Source organism: Streptomyces sp. STAM6 (assembly GCF_054963715.1).
In genome coordinates, this window is record NZ_JBUEFZ010000037.1 from 1 (window position 1) to 16,803 (window position 16,803).

Genomic DNA, 16,803 nt, shown 5'->3' on the forward strand with positions numbered 1-16,803 from the left:
GGACCACGGGCAAGCTGACGAAGGCGAAGACGGCCCAGGGCCGCAACAAGGGCCGCGACGACATCGCCGACGCCCTGGACCCGGTCATCGAGAAGGCCATGGGCGCCCTGGTGAAGTCGGCCAAGACCATGGGCGACCACGTCGGCAAGACACTACCCAAGGCCGTCAAGCAGATATCCAAGGACCACAAGAACAACGACGCCGACACCGCCGCCCGCCTCGCACGACAGCGAAAGGACGCCGACGACGGCAAGAACGGCGGCAGCAGGCCCGGCAAGGGCGGCGGCAAGGGCGGCGACGCGCACCTGAAGCCGGATTCGCTGCGGGATGTGAGGTCCGACCCGCGCCGCAACGGCATCGAGCTGAACAAGAAGAAGTGCGAGAACGACCCCGTCGACGTCGCGACGGGCGAGATGACCCTGCCCCAGACCGACCTGTCCCTGCCCGGCACCCTCCCGCTCGTCCTGCGCCGCACCCATCTGTCGGAGTACCGCTACGGCCACTTCTTCGGCCGCAGCTGGGCCTCCACCCTCGACGAGCGCCTCGAACCGGACACCCTCGGCACCGGCGCGATCTGGGCCCGCGAGGACGGCTCCACCCTCGTCTACCCGAGCCTGCCCCTCCCCGGCGGCGAGCCCGTCATGCCCCTGGAGGGTCCGCGGCTGCCCCTGGCCCACGGCGGCCGGAACGAGGACGAGACCAGCTACACGGTCACCGACCCCCACACGGGCCTGACCCGCTCCTTCACCGGCAGCCCCTACCGCACCTCACCCGCCTACTGGCTGACCGCCCTGACCGACCGCAACGACAACCGGATCACCTTCGCCCGCCGCCCCGACGGCTCCCCCACCGCCGTCACCCACCACGGCGGCTACACCGTCCAGCTCACCACCGAGGACGCCCGCGTCCGCGAACTCGCCCTGCGCACCCCCGACGGCCCCACCACCGTCATGCGCTACGGCTACGACGAGACGGGCAACCTCACCGAGGTCATCAACTCCTCCGGCCTCCCCCTGCGCTTCACCTACGACCCCGAAGGCCGCATCACCTCCTGGACCGACCGCAACGACTCCACCTTCCGCTACGTCTACGACACGGCCGGCCGCGTCGTCCGCACCATCGGCCCCGACGGGTACCTGTCGTCGACCTTCGCCTACGACATCCACCCGGAGACGGGCGACCGCATCACCCGCTACACCAACTCACTCGGCGCCACCACCACCTACGTCCTCAACGACCACCTCCAGGTCGTCGCGCAGACCGACCCGCTCGGCCACACGGTCAGCCAGACCTGGGACCGGTACGACCGCCTGCTCTCCCGCACCGATCCGCTGGGCCGGACGACCCGCTACGAGTACGACCCTCGGGGCAACCGGACCGCCGTCACGCAACCGGACGGCCACCGGTCTCTCGTCCAGTACGACGACGCGGGCCTGCCGGTCACGGTAACCGGCCACGACGGGGCTGTGTGGCGGTTGACATACGACGATCAGGGAAATCGGGCTTCGGTCACCGACCCGCTCGGCGCGGTCACCTCATACGCGTACGAGAGCGGAGGCAGGCTCTCGGCCGTCACCGACGCGCTGAGCCGGACGGTACGCATCACATGCGACCCCGCCGGCTTGCCCGTGGCGGTCACGCAGCCCTCGGGGAGCGTCACGCGCTACGAGCGAGACGCCTTCGGCCGTCCAACGGTCACGGACGATCAGGGGCGCATCACCCGCCTGCGCTGGTCGACCGAGGGGCACCTCGTCGGCCGTACCGGCCCTGACGGCGCCGAGGAAACCTGGGAGTACGACGGCGAAGGGAACTGCGTATCCCGCACGGACGCGGCCGGCGCCGTGACCCGGTTCTCCTACACGCACTTCGACCTGCTGGCGTCGCGTGTCGAACCGGACGGCGCTCGTTACACGTTCTCCTACGACACCGAGCGGCGAGTGGTGCGCGTGGGGCTCCAGGACCGCTCATGGGTGTACGAGCACGACCTGGCGGGCCGTCTCACGTCCGAGACCGACTTCGACGGCAGAACCATCACGTACACCTACGACGAGGCCGGCGGCCTCACCAGTCGCAGCAACGGAGCGGAGCAGACCGTCCGCTTCAGGCGCGACAGCCTCGGCCGGGTTGCCGAGAAGGACGTGGACGGAGCGGTGACCCGCTTCTCCTACGATCCCGAGGGCCGGCTCCTCAGGGCGTCCGGCCCGGGAGCCGAGCTCTCCTACCAGCGCGACGCGATGGGCCGGGTGATCGAGGAGACGTGCAACGGCCGGGTACTCACTCGTGGTTACGACGCTCTCGGCCGGCTCACCCGGCGTACCACTCCCACCGGCCTGACAAGCACGTGGGACCACGAGCCGGCCGACTGGAGCAGGCTCACGGCCGCCTCGGGGCGCGACATCTTTTTCACGTACGACGAGGCCGGCCGCGAGGCGTCCCGTCACATCGCGGACGTGGCCACGGTCGACCACCTTTGGGACGCCGGCGACCGGCTGCTCGGACGAAGGGCCCTCACCCGGGAGGGAACCGTCCAGTCCCGCCGGTACGGCTACCGCCTCGACGGGACGCTCGCCTCCGTTGACGATCAGCTGTCCGGCAGCCGCCGGTTCGAGCACGATCGGGCCGGACGCGTCACCGCTGTCGACGCGCCCGGCTGGACCGAGCGGTACGCCTACGACGAGTCGGGCAACGTGACGGAGGCGGCCTGGCCTGCCCAGCACCCGGGTAAGGACGCCACGGGAGCGCGCGGCTACGACGGCACGCGGATCAAGCGGGCCGGCGACGTCCGGTACGAGTACGACGCTCAGGGGCGCACGGTCTCGCGCACAGTGAGCCGGACCGGCCCGCTCGGCGGCCGGACATGGCGGTACGAGTGGGACGCCGAGGATCGGCTCACTTCCGTCACCACGCCCGACGGAAGCCGGTGGTACTACGTCTACGACCCGCTGGGGCGCCGCATATCCAAACGAGGTGTCACCGCCGACGGCACGCGAACCCTGGAGCGGACCCACTTCACCTGGGACGGTTTCACGCTCGTCGAACAAGCCTCGGAGGACGACTCGCCGGAGGCGACCAGGACGTCCATCACCTGGGACTACCGCGGCCATCATCCCGTCGCTCAGACGGAACGCAAGTACCGAGTCACCGGAACCTCCCAGGACGAAACCGACAGCCGGTTCTTCGCCATCGTCACGGATCTGGTGGGCACGCCGACCGAGCTCATCGGCGAGGACGGAGACCTCGCGTGGCGGGCGCGCGGCACGCTCTGGGGCATAACGTCATGGAACGTGGACGCGTCCGCGTACACACCGCTGCGCTTTCCCGGTCAGTACTTCGACGGTGAAAGCGGCCTGCATTACAACGTGCAGCGCTACTACGACCCGGAAACAGCCCGCTATGTGACACCGGATCCCCTCGGGATCGTTCCGGTGCCGAATCCCCGCACGTATGTCGCCAATCCCCATCTACTCATCGACCCGCTGGGGCTCTCACCGTGCGAGGAAGAGGAGGCGGGAGACGGCAGGCCGCCGCCGACGTACCCCAGCGTCGTCCTCGGGGTGAATCCGCCCTCGGACCAGCTCATGCTGCACCTGCGCAGCCACGGGCACCCCGAGGCGACCACCTTCAACGGCCGTGCCTTCGCCGACGTCGAGGCCGGCTCGCCCGTCTGGATGACCAATGTGATGGCGGCCGTCTCGGATCCCCGTGTCGAACTCCATGTGACGCTGGACGGCATGCCGAAGGCGGGCAGCACTCCGGAGTCGATCGCCGAGGCGTTCGACCTCGCCGTGGAACGCGGAAAGCCGTTCGGTACAGGCGAAGGCCAGAAGCATCCTCCCGAGGGTTACGGAACCGCCTGGGAGATGAGCGTGGTGGCGCGGAACGTCGTGGCCCACAAGGCCGGTCTGGAAGACGGCGAGGACTACGGCGGCAGATCGTGGCAGTCGATCTCCTGGTATTCCGACAATAAGCTCGTCGAGGACGTGCCGGAACCTCAGTCGGTTCAACCACCAGAACCGCCGGGCAAGAAGTCCAGGCGCTGATCCCACGTCGAACGTCCGGGCCGTCCTGCGTCAGCACCGGCCCCAACCAGGAGAACCCAGTGACATTCCATGAGCCGGACCGGCTGTTCAAAGTGTGGAGCTACACCGTCTCCCACAAGACGATGCTGCTGCGCAGCGACACGGATGTGAAGCTCGGCCCGGCCCCTCGCATCGAAATCTATGTCGGGCATGTGGACAGCATGCTCATCAATTCCCAGATGTACGGGCTGTCCATTCACAAGGCCGACGCGGCCGAGGCTTCTCGGATCTCCGAACGCCATGGCGTGGAGAACGACCCCACGGCGACGTACGTACTGGCATCGGGTGACTGGCGCGGTTTCCTCATCTCGGGGCGCCCCTCGTGGCGCAAGGCGGTCCGTGCGATCGACGACCCGACACTGTTCGACTTCTCGCAGCCCTGGCCGCCCGGCGAGGACGTGACCTGGGGTGACATCACCTGACCTCCGTACAGAGGCGCGCGGCGCCTGACACACACCGAAGCCTCCGGCCGGACCGGGCGCTGTCGGTCAATGCGGGGGCTGCGTGACGACGGTCTGTGTGCCCCGTTGGGGTTGTGCAGGCCGTCGGCGGGTCACGGCATTCACCACCGGGTACAGCTCCCGCAAGCGAGGCTGCCGTGCCGACGGCGGCTTCATTGTCCGCCATTCCGACGGGGTCGTCCTGGGCGAGCCGGACACGGCGGAGGAGGCGGTCGGGCTGATCGTCGCCAACCATCCGCCCGGGTGCGGTCCCGCCGTCATCAGCACGTCTGACGACCTGTGACGTCCCCGTACGCCGACGCGCCCGCCCGGGTCCTTCGGGAACGACGTCGGCACCATGTACTCGCTGGCCGGCGGCGGCTACCGCGTGCGCCGGGAATCCGACAAGACGGTGCGGGCGAGACGGAGACGCTGCAGGAAGCGATGGACCTGATCGCCGCGAACCTTCCCGAGGGCTGCCGACCGGCCGTCCTCGGCACCCCGGACGACCTGTGAGCGGCAGCGAAGAGGCCGTCGCGGCCCAGTGGCGCGCCCTCATGGAGGAGGGAGAGGGCATGGTCGACCCGGCCATGGTCCGCGCGGCGTACGCGCAGCCGCGGCTTCGTGAGCTGTACCCCGGGGTGAGCCACGGTGTCCTGTTCTTCGCCCGCGAACCGTCCGGTGCTCCCGTCGGGGGTTCGGTGTACTCCCTGGACACGGGGCGCTCCTGGGTGCGGGGGCACCTGGGGGTGGGCACGCTCGGCGAGGCCGACACTCCGGACGAGGCGTTCGCGCTGGTCGTGGCCGGCCTTCCGGAGAACTGAGGGCACACCGCGGCACGAAGCCCCCGCCCGGACCGGGCGGGGGCTTCGGCGTACGGGGCCGTGCGGGTCCGCGGGGCTCAGCCCTGCGGGTCGAGTTCGATCGTCACCGTGCGCTCCTCGGCCGTCTTGCCGCGCAGGGCCGTCTGCATCGCCTGGGCCACGTCGTCCGCCGAGACCTCGTGCTGCTTGCCGTCGCCCTTGGTGATCGTGATGCCCTCGAAGACACCGTCCAGCAGCTCGTTGATCGCCTTCTTGTCGTAGACCTCGATCAGCTTGCCGTTGATCGGCTTCATCGAAAGGATCTTCGGCAGCGACCGGGCCGGGCCGAACTGGATCTGCTTGCCGCCGGCCTTGATCGTCACCAGGTCGGACATCGCGGGCTTCGCGAACTCGTTCATCGCCCGGTCCAGTTCGGTCTGGGTGATCGCCGGTTCCTTGGTGACCACGGGCAGCTCGACGACGTTCTCCGCGCCCGTCTCCACCTGCGCGCGGTACGCGTCACGGACCGAGATCATCGAGCGCTGGACGTCCAGCGTCTTGCCGGCCTTGCCGGGGACGGGGACCGCCTTGCCCGGTTCGAACCGGATCGTGCCCTCGGTGGCGGAGCCGGACACGCCCGCCAGGTCCCTCAGGGCGACGCCCAGCTTCTCCTCGTCGACCGGGATCACCGGCTGGGCGACCCGCTCACCGCCGAAGAGGGAGCCGATCACCGAGATGGGGTTGTAGTCGGCGCCCGCCGCCGCGCGGACGGTCTCCTGGCTGTCCAGGGACAGGCCGGCCTTGTCGGGTGCCAGCTGCTGCTTCTTGCCGCCCACACTGAGCTGCAGCGGGGCGGTGGCACGGTCGCCGAAGGCGGCCTCCAGCTTGCCGACCGCCTCCTCCTTGGTGCCGCCGCCGATGTCGACGCCCAGCACCGTGGTGCCCTTCGGCACCTCGGAGTGGTTGAGGAGCAGCCCGGCGCCGTAGGCGACGCCGGCCAGGCCGACCACTCCGGCGCCCAGCAGGACCAGCTTGGAGCGGCCCTTCTTCTGGGGACGGGCGGGCGGGGACGCCTGGGGGGCGGGGGCCGGGACCGGGGCGGGCGCCTGCGGGGCCGCCACGGCCTCGTCGGCGTCCATCTGGTCGGCCACGAGCTGCGCGGGGCCACCGGACGGGAACGGCGAGCGGTGCTCCGGCGGGACCACGGGGATGCCGCTGGTGAGCGTGTCGCCGGAGACGTGGCCGCCGGGCGGGGGCCCGGGCGGGCCGACCGGGCCCGGCTCGGGCGCGGGCTGCTGCGGGGTCAGTACCGCCGTGTCGTCCGACATCCGCGGCACCCCGCCCATGGGCGGGGTGAGCGGGATGCTGCCCGTCGCGGGGCCGGTGGTGGGCCCGCTGGGGTGGGCCGGGTGGTCGGTGTGCGCGGCGAGGTCCTGGAGGGAGCCTCCGGGGCGCGGAGCGGGCGCCTCGGGGGCGTCCGAGAAGTACGGCGAGCCGACCTGGCCGGTCCGGCCGCCGACCGGGTCTCCGCCGGTGAGTCCGCCACCCGCGGGGCCGCCCGCCGGTCCGCCGGGGCGTCCGGGGACGCCCTCCTGGGCGCCGCCGCCGACCGGGCCGCCCGGGGCACCGGGGCCGCTCCGGAAGCCCGCACCGTTCGTGCCGGGGCCCGACGGGGCGAAGCCCGTGCCGGGGCCGGCACCGTCGGCCTGCGGGGCCTGCGGCGGGGCTGCCGGCGCGGGAGCCGGGGGCTTGCGCGGGGCGAACCAGTCGCTGGTGGGCTTCTCCTCGGTCTTCGGCTCCTCGGCGGGCCTCGCCGCCTCGGCCGCCGGGCCCGGGGCGGCGCCCGGGCGGGGCGTGCTGCCCGTGCGCTCGGCGTCCCGGCCCGCGTCGCCTGCGGCGCCGGAGCCGGCACCGGCTCTTGATCCGGTTCCGGATCCGTTTCCGGTGTTCGCGCCCGCGCTCGCGCCGTTCTTCGACGGCGCCGCGTCCGTGTCGCTCATGGGCGTACGCATGACGACCGGCGGGATCGGCCGCGAACCCGGGATGTTGATCCGGATGCGGGTGGTCAGCGTGGTCTCGGTCTTCGGCTCGTCCGGTTCCGCATCGGCCCCGGAGACTTCGTCCGGAGCGTCCTGCGTCGGGTGCAGCGACGGATACTGGCGCGATCCGTACGGCGGTGTCCCCGAGGGGTACGCGGCTCCGCCGCGCCCCTGGGGGCCGGAGGACGAACTGTCAGTTTCACGACTCAAAGCAGGTTCTCCCGGTTGGCTCCGCCGCCCGCTCTTACACCCGCGGGCGCCCGGCGGCGCGCACCACCATACTGGCCGCCGCCGAGACGCAACCCGCGACCGGGGGAACGTGAACGGTCATTCCGGTTGAAGTCCGGGCACGTCACTTGCCAAGTCGGCCGGTAGTCCCGCTCGGTTGCGGCAACCGCGTCATGGTGGCACACATCACAGCGACGGCCATGCCTCCGAGCAGAAACACCAGCTCACCGATGCCACCGGCGAAGACGCCGTCGCCCTCCGGACGGCCAAAACTGAGGAGTACGACCGCGGTCAGCCAGCCGGCGCCCGTGGCGGCCACGCCCAGTTGGGTGCCCGTGGCGCGCAGGCCGCCGTAGAAGAGGCCCGCCGTGCCCGCCAGGGCCAGCAGCAACCCGCCGGGGAACCAGCCGCTTTGGACCAGCGCTCCGGCGAGGCCCACGAGGGCGCCGAGGACCGCGAGCCCCAGATACGCGGCGATACGGCCCGGTTTCGGGGACTGCGCGAGCCATGCCCCGGGTTGGCTCATGACGTCACGCCTTCGAACAGATCGTGCTCCCGCTCACCCGCGGGGGCGCCGGACGTCCCGTGGACCAATTGATAGTACTCCCGTACGAAAATCGGCTGGCCCAGATCGTTGGAGAGGGCGAAGAAGGGCCCGTCGACGACGATTTGGGTGGCGTGTGCACGCATCGCGGCCGCCTTGCGCTCCGCGTAGACGCTGCCGTCGATCTCGGTGGTGATCAGCGCGTCGTCCACGACCCCGGGCACGTCCCCGAGCCCGGCGATGCCGGGGAACGGCGTGCCGGTGGCGGCCCGCAGCCGGGCGAAGCCCTCTTCGGCGACGCTGCGCGGCACCCGGTTCCAGTAGACCTTGGAGATGGTGTGCGGGTCGCCCAGGTCACGCCGGTAGGCCCGCTCGGCGGCCAGCTCGGCGGCCCGCGTCGCGACACGGTGCGCCTGGATGTGGTCGGGGTGGCCGTACCCGCCCTCCGGGTCGTACGTCACCAGCACGTGCGGGCGCACCGAGCGGATCACCTCGACGAGGTGGGGCGCCGCGTCGTCGACGTCCGTGTGCCAGAAGGCGCCCTCGCGGTGGTTCTGCGGGACACCCATCATCCCGGAGTCGCGGAAGCGCCCGGGCCCGCCCAGGAAGCGGTGGTCGGTGACCCCGAGCTCCTTCATGGCGGCGGCCAGTTCGCCGACACGGTGAGGGCCCAGCCGGTCCTCCCGGTCGGGTGCCAGATGGGCGAGCGAGGGCGGGATGACCTCACCCTCCTCGCCCCGTGTGCAGGTCACCAGCGTGACCTGGGCGCCCTCGGCCGCGTACTTGGCCATGGTGGCGCCGTTGTTGATCGACTCGTCGTCGGGGTGCGCGTGCACCAGGAGCAGACGACGGGCGGGGAGTTCCGTCATACGGACACCCTACGAGGCAGGGGGCGTCCGGCCGGGACACGACTTAGAACTTGATGCCGCCGATCATCCCCGCCACGTTGGTCGTCAGCTCCCTGACCGTGGGGGCGATGGAGGAACTCGCCAGGTAGAAGCCGAGCAGCATGCAGATCGCCGCGTGTCCGCCTTTCAGACCGGACTTCTTGATCAGCAGGAAGACGACGATCGCCAGCAGCACAACCACCGAAATCGAGAGTGCCACGGCGGTTCACCTCCACACATATTCGGTCGGATCGGGCAGCGCGCATGTGCCAGAGGGTTCTTACCCACATGGCGCTACGGATCATAACTATCCGTTGTGACGCATCGATCGGTGCACGGCAGCACATGGGGGCGCACGCACGCTAGTTTCGGTCACATGACCTTGAGGCAGCAGCTCTCCTTTCCCCGCCAGTACGCGCGGACGCAGCGCTTCACGCTCGGCGCACCCCGCGCGTTCACCGTGTCTCCCGACGGCTCCCGGGTGGTGTTCCTGCGCGCATCCTCCGGGACGCGACGCTCGAATCTGCTGTGGGTCCTCGACCTCGAGGGCGGGGCGGGCGAGAGGATCGCGGCCGACCCGGACGCGCTCCTGGGCGGCGCGGAGGAGAACCTTCCGGCCGAGGAGCGGGCGCGCCGGGAGCGCAGCCGCGAGGGCGGCGGCGGGATCGTCGGCTACGCCGTCGACGACGCCGTGGAGTTGGCGGCGTTCGCGCTGTCGGGGCGGTTGTTCACGGCCGAGCTGCGGGCCGGCACGGCGCGCGAACTGCCGGTACGGGGGCCGGTGGTCGATCCGCGGCCCTCCCCCGACGGGCGGTACGTCGCCTACGTCGCGCGGGGAGCGCTGCGGGTGACCGGCGCGGAGGGCGAGGGCGACCGGCCGCTGGCGGAGCCGGAGGCGGAGCACGTCACCTATGGGCTGGCCGAGTTCATCGCGGCCGAGGAGATGGGGCGTTCGCGCGGCTTCTGGTGGTCGCCCGAGTCGGACCGGCTGCTGGTGGCGCGGGTCGACGACAGCGCCGTACAGCGCTGGTGGATGTCGGATCCGGCGCATCCGGGCCGGACTCCGGTGGAGATGGCGTACCCGGCGGCGGGAACCGCCAACGCGGAGGTGCGGCTCTGTCTGCTGGGCCTGGACGGGTCCCGTACGGAGATCGAGTGGGACCGGGCGCGCTATCCGTATCTGGCGCGGGTGCACTGGTCGTCCGCGGGAGCGCCGCTGCTGCTGGTGCAGGCCCGTGACCAGCGCACCCAGGTGTATCTGGCGGTCGACCCGGCGAGCGGTACGACGCGCACGGTGCACATGGACGAGGACCCGGACTGGCTGGAGCTGCTGCCGGGCGTGCCCGCGTGGGCCCCGGACGGACGGCTGGTGCGGATCGCGGACGAGGGAGGTGCGCGGGTGCTGGCCGTAGGTGACCGCGCGCTGACGAACGCGCAGCTCCACCTGCGGGCGGTGCTGGACGTCGGCTCCAACGACGTCCTGGTGTCGGCGTCGGCCGGCGAGGAGGCGGCGGAGCCGGAAATCGGCGAGATTCATGTGTACCGGGTCAACGAACTGGGCGTGGAGCGCGTCTCGGAGGGGGCGGGCGTCCACGCGGCGGTGCGGTGCGGGGCGGTGACGGTCCTGGCGTCGGCGCGGCCCGGTGAGCCGGGCACGACCGTGCGGGTGCTGCGGGACGGCAAGCAGGTCGCCGTGATCGCCTCGTACGCGGAGGCGCCGTCGCTCTCGCCGCGGCTCACGCTCACCGCGTCGGGCCCGCACCGGATCCCCTGTGCCGTGCTGCTGCCGACGGGCCACCGGGAGGACGACGGGCCGCTGCCCGTACTGCTGGACCCGTACGGCGGCCCGCACGGCCAGCGGGTCCTGGCGGCGCACAATCCGCACCTCACGTCGCAGTGGTTCGCCGAGCAGGGCTTCGCGGTGGTGGTCGCGGACGGGCGGGGCGCTCCCGGGCGGTCGCCGGCCTGGGAGAAGGCGGTCAGGGAGCGGCTGACCCTGACGCTCGACGACCAGGTCGAGGCGCTGCGGGGGCTGGCGGGGCGGTTTCCGCTGGACCTGGACCGGGTGGCGATCCGCGGCTGGTCGTTCGGCGGCTATCTGGCGGCGATGGCCGTGCTGCGGCGGCCCGACGTGTTCCACGCGGCGGTCGTCGGGGCACCGGTGACCGACCAGCGGCTCTACGACACCCACTACACCGAGCGGTACCTCGGGCTGCCCGAGGAGAATCCGGAGGTGTACGCGGCCAACTCCCTGATCACGGACGACGGGTTGTCCGCGCCGGAGAACCCCGCCCGCCCGATGATGATCATCCATGGTCTGGCCGACGACAATGTGGTGATGGCACACACCCTGCGGCTGTCGTCCGCGCTGCTCGCTGCCGGGCGGCCCCATGAGGTGCTGCCGCTGACGGGCGTGTCCCATATGACACCGCAGGAGCAAGTGGCCGAAAATCTTCTGCTCCTGCAAGTCGACTTCTTGAAGAGGTCGCTGGGTCTGGAGCGGCAGGACCCGGGTGCCGATGCCCTCTAGGGCGTGTTACGAAAGTGGCGTCGTCCGCCCGGAGGTCGGCCCCCGGCCGGACGGGACCCTCGAAACACGCCCTGGGGCGTTTCTTTCGGACCTCCGCTCGCACCTCCCCTCACCAGCCCGGCGGTGGTGACGCGGGCGGCGGGGGCGGGAGGGCTCGTGCGACCGGTCCGCTCCGCCCGCCCGACGGCATGGGTGCGCTCCGGCCGGGCAGGGCCGCCGTCAGCAGTGCCAGGGCACCGGCCGTCAGGGCGAACAGCCAGGTGAACACGGCGAGTCGGGTCTGGGCGGGCAGCGTGCCGAGGTGGGCGAGGAGGTCGACGCGGACCGCCGTCGACACACCCGTGGCGCCCTGGGCCAGCAGCAGGGCGGCGGCGACCATCCCGAGGGGCCGGGAGTGGACGGCGCGGAAGAGGGCGCCGGCCGCGGCGGCGAGGCAGGCGAGCACGACGACGGCGTTCGCCCAGCCCGGCGGGACGCTGAGGAGCGGCACCGGGTACGTCTCGCCGCCCGCGAACCGGTCCACGTAGTACGGCCCGGGGACCCTGCCGGTCCAGTGGACCTCCCAGGCGGTCCAGATCAGCGCCGCGGCGCCGAGCAGCACGACGAGGACGGCACGGGCGCCCCGGACCGGGCGGGCGGGTGGCCGGTCGTGCCCGGGCCTGGCGGGCCGGCGGCCGAGGGCGGCGGTGACGACCAGCCCGAGGGCGAGGCCCAGCGCGGCGAACGTCGAGACCAGGGCGGCGGCCTGGAGGTGGTCCGCGGGCCGTGCGCCCATCGGCAGCGCGGTGAGCGTCCACAGGCCGGGCAGCCGCAGGGCGACGGTGACGGCCCCCGTGACGGCCAGCGCGTGCGCGGCGGCCGGGGAACGCGGGACCGTGGCGGCGACGGCCGCGTAGGCGCAGAGCAGGACCGCGTCGACGGCGGAGGTGGCGAACCGGGTGCCGGCGGGCAGCGGACGGCCGGCACCCCAGACCCGTGGGGTGTCCGACGTCCAGTACCACCACAGGTCGGTGGGTTCGGGTGCGACGAGGAGGTCCCGGACCGTCCAGCCCGCGACGAGCACCGCGAGCGCGGCGCACATGGCCGCGCCGGCGAGCCGGGCCGTGCGCGCGAGGGTCACGGAGCCGATGCTCCAGGGCACCGCGGTGGCCGACAAGGGGAACACCGGCCACGGGAGGCACGGGCGGGGGCCGGGCGGGGCGGCGGGCTGCGGGGGCGACCGGCCGGAGCGACATGGTTGCCGCCCGGCCGGCCTACGGCACCCGCACGGCCGTACGGTGTTCAGCGTGACGCGTCCGTATATCGGATGCGGGTCAGCCAAGTGTCGTCGATGTTAACGCGATTGAGGGCCCATCAGCCGATTTGTCCGGGCACCACCTGCTTCTCCTCGGCGAAGTGACACGCCGAGTCGTGCCGCGCCGGGGTGGGCTGGTGGGCCAGCTGGTCCGGCACGGTGAGCGGGGGGATCTCCGCGGCGCACCGGTCGCGCGCCTTCCAGCAGCGGGTGCGGAAGCGGCAGCCGGACGGCGGGTTCGCCGGCGAGGGGACGTCACCGGAGAGCAGGATGCGGTCGCGCTGGTCGCGCGCCTCGGGGTCGGGCACGGGGACCGCCGAGAGGAGGGCCTGGGTGTAGGGGTGTGTGGGGTGGTCGTAGATCTCGGTGTCGGTGCCGGTCTCCACGATGCTGCCGAGGTACATGACGGCGACCCGGTCGGAGATGTGCCGCACGATCGACAGGTCGTGGGCGATGAAGACGTAGGACAGGTTGAACTCGTCCTGGAGTCTCTCCATCAGGTTGACGACCTGGGCCTGGACGGAGACGTCGAGCGCCGAGACAGGCTCGTCGGCCACGATGATCTCGGGGCGCAGGGCGAGCCCGCGGGCGATGCCGACGCGCTGGCGCTGACCGCCGGAGAACTGGTGCGGGTAGCGGTTGATGTGCTCGGGGTTGAGGCCGACGACCTCCAGCAGCTCCTGGACCCGGCGGCGCCGGTCGCCCCGGGGCGCCACCTCGGGATGGATCTCGAAGGGCTCGCCGATGATGTCGCCGACCGTCATCCGCGGGTTCAGCGAGGTGTACGGGTCCTGGAAGACCATCTGGATGTTGCGGCGCACGGCCTTCAGCGCACGGCCCGACAGCCTGGTGATGTCCTCGCCCTTGTAGAGGATCCGCCCGGCCGTGGGCCGTTCCAGGTAGACGAGCATCCTGGCGACGGTGGACTTGCCGCAGCCGGACTCCCCCACGATGCCGAGCGTCTCGCCCGCGCCGAGCGCGAAGTCGATGCCGTCGACCGCCTTGACCGCGCCGACCTGCCTCCTGAGGACGATCCCCTGGGTGAGCGGGTAGTGCTTGACCAGGCCGCGCGCCTCAAGAATGGGTTCCATCGAGGGTCTCCCTCCAGAAGTGGCAGGCGCTGTGCCGGTCGGGGAACACCTCGTACAGCGGGGGCTCCTCGGTCCGGCAGCGGTCCCGGGCGCGCGGGCAGCGCGGGTGGAAGGGGCAGCCGGACGGGACGGCGGTGAGGCTGGGCGGCAGGCCCTTGATGGCGTACAGCTCGCGGCCCTTGCGGTCCAGGCGCGGGATGGAGTCGAGCAGGCCCTGCGTGTAGGGGTGGGCGGGTGCCTTGTAGATGTCGCGGACGGGTGCGGTCTCGACGATGCGGCCCGCGTACATGACGGCGATGCGGTCGGCGACGTCGGCGACCACACCCAGGTCGTGGGTGATGAGGATCAGGCCCATGTTCCGCTCGCGCTGGAGCTCCGCGAGCAGGTCCATGACCTGGGCCTGGACGGTGACGTCGAGCGCGGTGGTCGGCTCGTCGGCGATGATCAGGTCCGGCTCCAGCGCCATCGCCATGGCGATCATGATGCGCTGGCGCATACCGCCGGAGAACTGGTGCGGGTACTGGCCGGCGCGTTCGCGGGCGGCGGGGATGCGGACGAGGTCCATCAGCTCGACCGCCCGGGCGCGGGCGTCCTTCTTGGGCATGCCGCGGTGGACGATGAACATCTCCGCGAGCTGGTCGCCGACGGTGAGCACCGGGTTGAGGGCGGAGAGCGCGTCCTGGAAGACCATCGCCATCTCGGCGCCGCGGATCCTGCGCCGGGCGTCCTCCTTGAGCGTGAGCAGGTCGCGGCCCTTGAACAGGATCCGTCCGCCGCCGATACGGCCCGGCGGGGTGTCGAGGATGCCCATGACCGCCTGGGCGGTGACGGACTTGCCGGAGCCCGACTCGCCGAGCACGGCGAGCGTCTCGCCCGCGTCGACCGCGTACGACACGCCGTTGACGGCGTGCGCGATGCCGTCGCGGGTGCGGAACTCGACGTGCAGGTCGCTGACTTCGAGGAGCATGGGCGCCTACCGGAGTTTGGGGTCGAGGGCGTCGCGCACCGCGTCGCCGAGCATGATGAAGGCCAGCACGGTGACGCTCAGGGCGCCGGCCGGCCACAGCAGCATGTGGGGGGCGTTGCGGATCTGGGGGGCGGCGTTGGAGATGTCGATGCCCCAGGAGACGGTGGGCGGGCGCAACCCGACGCCGAGGAAGGACAGGGTGGCCTCCAGGGCGATGTAGGTGCCGAGCGCGATGGTGGCGACCACGATGACGGGCGCGACGGCGTTGGGCGCGACGTGGCGCAGCAGGGTGCGCCCGCCGCCGGCGCCGAGTGCCCGGGCGGCCTGCACGTAGTCGTGTTCCTTGGCGGTGACGACGGCCCCGCGGGCGATGCGGGCGACCTGGGGCCAGCCCAGCAGCGCGATGAAGCCGACCACGGGCCACACGGTGGAGCTGGTGACGACGGAGAGGAAGACCAGGCCGCCCAGGATGATGGGGATGCCGAAGAACACGTCGGCGACCCGCGACAGCAGGGCGTCCCACCAGCCGCCGAAGAAGCCCGCGAGGCCGCCGAGCAGGCTGCCGAGCAGGGCCGCGCCGAGGGTGGCGCAGACGCCCACGGTGATGGAGGCCCGGGCGCCGTACACGGTGCGGGTGTAGACGTCGCAGCCCTGGGTGTCGTAGCCGAAGGGGTGGCCGGGGGCGGGCCCGGCCTGCGACTTGGACAGGTCGCACCGCAGCGGGTCGCCGCTCGCCAGGAGTTGGGGCCACACCGCGATGAGGACGAGGAAGGCGATCAGCAGCGCGGAGACGAGGAAGACGGGGTTGCGGCGGAGCTGGTGCCAGGCGTCGCTCCACAGGCTGCGCGGCCTGCGGCCGTCGGCCACGGCGCCCGCGCCGAGCGCCTCGGCCTCGCTGATGGCGAGGTCCATGGCGCCGCCCGCGCCGGTGGGGGCGATCGCCTCGCGCGGGGCGGTGTACGGGTCGGACGGCTCAGGCATAACGGATCCTCGGGTCCAGGACCGCGTACAGCAGGTCGACGAGCAGGTTGGCCAGCAGGAAGACGATGACGAGGATCGTCACGAAGCCGACGACCGTGGGCGCGTTGTTGCGCAGGATGCCCTGATAGAGCTGGTAGCCCACGCCATGGATGTTGAAGATCCGTTCGGTGACGATGGCACCGCCCATCAGCGCGCCGATGTCGGCGCCGATGAAGGTGACGACCGGGATGAGCGAGTTGCGCAGGATGTGCCGGGTGACGACGCGGCGGCGCGGCAGCCCCTTGGCGACGGCGGTGCGGACGTAGTCGGCGCGGCCGTTCTCGGCGATGGAGGTGCGGGTGAGCCGGGTGACGTAGGCGAGGGAGACGAGCGCGAGGACGACGCCGGGCAGGATCAGCTCGTCGATCCGGGCCTCGGAGGAGACGGAGGGGCGCACCAGGCCCCACTGCACGCCGAAGAGGTACTGCAGGAGGTAGCCGGAGACGAAGGTGGGGACGGAGATGACGACGAGGGTGAGGACGAGCAGCCCGGTGTCGAGGGGGCGGCCGCGCTTGAGGCCGCTGATGACGCCGAAGGTGATGCCGACGACGACCTCGATGACGACGGCGACGAGGGTCAGGCGCAGGGTGACGGGGAAGGCGCTCGCCATCAGTTCGGTGACGGGCCGGCCGTTGAACGCGGTTCCGAAGTCGCCCTGGAAGATCTGCCCCATGTAGTGCAGGTACTGGGCCCACAGGGGCTGGTCGAGGTGGAGGTCCCTGCGGATGCGGGCGGCGGTGGCGGGGTCGGGCGCCTTGTCGCCGAAGAGCGCCGCGACCGGGTCGCCGAGCGCGTAGACCATGAAGAAGATCAGGAACGTGCTGCCGATGAACACCGGGATCATCTGGAGCAGCCGCCGGATCACATAGCGTCCCATGGGG

15 protein-coding genes are annotated in these 16,803 nt (G+C 71.8%); 6 read left to right on the forward strand and 9 right to left on the reverse strand.

Translation table 11 applies throughout. The features are described 5' to 3' along the window. The 5 genes from ACY34K_RS28980 to ACY34K_RS29000 all read left to right on the forward strand — a co-directional run. Positions 1-4,040, forward strand: a 4,040-nt coding sequence (locus ACY34K_RS28980; RefSeq protein ID WP_462752336.1) for a DUF6531 domain-containing protein, incomplete at its 5' end; no start/stop codon positions are given. Between the two features lie 59 nt (positions 4,041-4,099). Further along, positions 4,100-4,501, forward strand: a complete 402-nt coding sequence (locus ACY34K_RS28985) for a hypothetical protein (RefSeq protein ID WP_462752338.1) — start codon at positions 4,100-4,102, stop codon at positions 4,499-4,501. Between the two features lie 97 nt (positions 4,502-4,598). Next, positions 4,599-4,823 (forward strand): DUF6193 family natural product biosynthesis protein, encoded by a 225-nt coding sequence (locus tag ACY34K_RS28990; RefSeq protein ID WP_462752340.1) that lies wholly within the window; start codon positions 4,599-4,601, stop codon positions 4,821-4,823. Between the two features lie 140 nt (positions 4,824-4,963). Further along, positions 4,964-5,035 (forward strand): hypothetical protein, encoded by a 72-nt coding sequence (locus ACY34K_RS28995; RefSeq protein WP_462752424.1) that lies wholly within the window; start codon positions 4,964-4,966, stop codon positions 5,033-5,035. Beyond that, positions 5,032-5,343 (forward strand): DUF6193 family natural product biosynthesis protein, encoded by a 312-nt coding sequence (locus ACY34K_RS29000; protein ID WP_462752342.1) that lies wholly within the window; start codon positions 5,032-5,034, stop codon positions 5,341-5,343. Before ACY34K_RS28995 ends, ACY34K_RS29000 begins: the two co-directional genes overlap by 4 nt. 77 nt (positions 5,344-5,420) lie before the next feature. On the opposite strand, the gene ACY34K_RS29005 is transcribed toward ACY34K_RS29000, so the two are convergent. The 4 genes from ACY34K_RS29005 to ACY34K_RS29020 form a co-directional block, all read right to left on the reverse strand. Continuing rightward, entirely contained in the window at positions 5,421-7,571 is a 2,151-nt protein-coding gene (locus tag ACY34K_RS29005; protein WP_462752344.1) for a peptidoglycan binding domain-containing protein, read from the reverse strand. 142 nt (positions 7,572-7,713) lie between these two features. After that, the gene (locus ACY34K_RS29010; RefSeq protein WP_462752345.1) at positions 7,714-8,115 is read right to left on the reverse strand and encodes a DUF6113 family protein; all 402 of its coding nucleotides are present in this window, start codon (positions 8,113-8,115) and stop codon (positions 7,714-7,716) included. Beyond that, positions 8,112-9,002, reverse strand: a complete 891-nt coding sequence (gene mshB, locus ACY34K_RS29015) for an N-acetyl-1-D-myo-inositol-2-amino-2-deoxy-alpha-D-glucopyranoside deacetylase (protein ID WP_462752347.1) — start codon at positions 9,000-9,002, stop codon at positions 8,112-8,114. Before mshB ends, ACY34K_RS29010 begins: the two co-directional genes overlap by 4 nt. Positions 9,003-9,045: 43 nt before the next feature. Then, positions 9,046-9,240, reverse strand: a complete 195-nt coding sequence (locus ACY34K_RS29020) for a hypothetical protein (RefSeq protein WP_462752349.1) — start codon at positions 9,238-9,240, stop codon at positions 9,046-9,048. Between the two features lie 156 nt (positions 9,241-9,396). Between ACY34K_RS29020 and ACY34K_RS29025 the strand changes: the two genes are divergently transcribed. Then, a complete protein-coding gene (locus tag ACY34K_RS29025) occupies positions 9,397-11,550 on the forward strand; it encodes a S9 family peptidase (protein ID WP_462752351.1) in 2,154 nt (717 codons plus the stop codon). Positions 11,551-11,659: 109 nt separating this feature from the next. On the opposite strand, the gene ACY34K_RS29030 is transcribed toward ACY34K_RS29025, so the two are convergent. The 5 genes from ACY34K_RS29030 to ACY34K_RS29050 form a co-directional block, all read right to left on the reverse strand. Further along, entirely contained in the window at positions 11,660-12,670 is a 1,011-nt protein-coding gene (locus ACY34K_RS29030) for a hypothetical protein (RefSeq protein WP_462752353.1), read from the reverse strand. Positions 12,671-12,903: 233 nt separating this feature from the next. Next, positions 12,904-13,935, reverse strand: coding sequence for an ABC transporter ATP-binding protein (locus ACY34K_RS29035; RefSeq protein WP_462752355.1), 1,032 nt, complete (start codon positions 13,933-13,935; stop codon positions 12,904-12,906). Further along, entirely contained in the window at positions 13,919-14,902 is a 984-nt protein-coding gene (locus ACY34K_RS29040; RefSeq protein ID WP_462752357.1) for an ABC transporter ATP-binding protein, read from the reverse strand. Before ACY34K_RS29040 ends, ACY34K_RS29035 begins: the two co-directional genes overlap by 17 nt. A 6-nt stretch (positions 14,903-14,908) precedes the next feature. Next, positions 14,909-15,883 (reverse strand): ABC transporter permease, encoded by a 975-nt coding sequence (locus ACY34K_RS29045; RefSeq protein ID WP_462752359.1) that lies wholly within the window; start codon positions 15,881-15,883, stop codon positions 14,909-14,911. Next, positions 15,876-16,799: an ABC transporter permease gene (locus ACY34K_RS29050; protein ID WP_462752361.1), complete on the reverse strand. Its 924-nt coding sequence runs from the start codon at positions 16,797-16,799 to the stop codon at positions 15,876-15,878. Before ACY34K_RS29050 ends, ACY34K_RS29045 begins: the two co-directional genes overlap by 8 nt. Positions 16,800-16,803 lie beyond the last annotated feature (4 nt).

Coding starts and splice junctions, on each gene's coding strand:
- ACY34K_RS29010 (WP_462752345.1), bottom strand. CDS start 8,115: ATGAGCCAACCCGGGGCATGGCTCGCGCAGTCCCCGAAACCGGGCCGT.
- ACY34K_RS29025 (WP_462752351.1), top strand. CDS start 9,397: ATGACCTTGAGGCAGCAGCTCTCCTTTCCCCGCCAGTACGCGCGGACG.
- ACY34K_RS29045 (WP_462752359.1), bottom strand. CDS start 15,883: ATGCCTGAGCCGTCCGACCCGTACACCGCCCCGCGCGAGGCGATCGCC.
- ACY34K_RS29035 (WP_462752355.1), bottom strand. CDS start 13,935: ATGGAACCCATTCTTGAGGCGCGCGGCCTGGTCAAGCACTACCCGCTC.
- mshB (WP_462752347.1), bottom strand. CDS start 9,002: ATGACGGAACTCCCCGCCCGTCGTCTGCTCCTGGTGCACGCGCACCCC.
- ACY34K_RS29050 (WP_462752361.1), bottom strand. CDS start 16,799: ATGGGACGCTATGTGATCCGGCGGCTGCTCCAGATGATCCCGGTGTTC.
- ACY34K_RS29040 (WP_462752357.1), bottom strand. CDS start 14,902: ATGCTCCTCGAAGTCAGCGACCTGCACGTCGAGTTCCGCACCCGCGAC.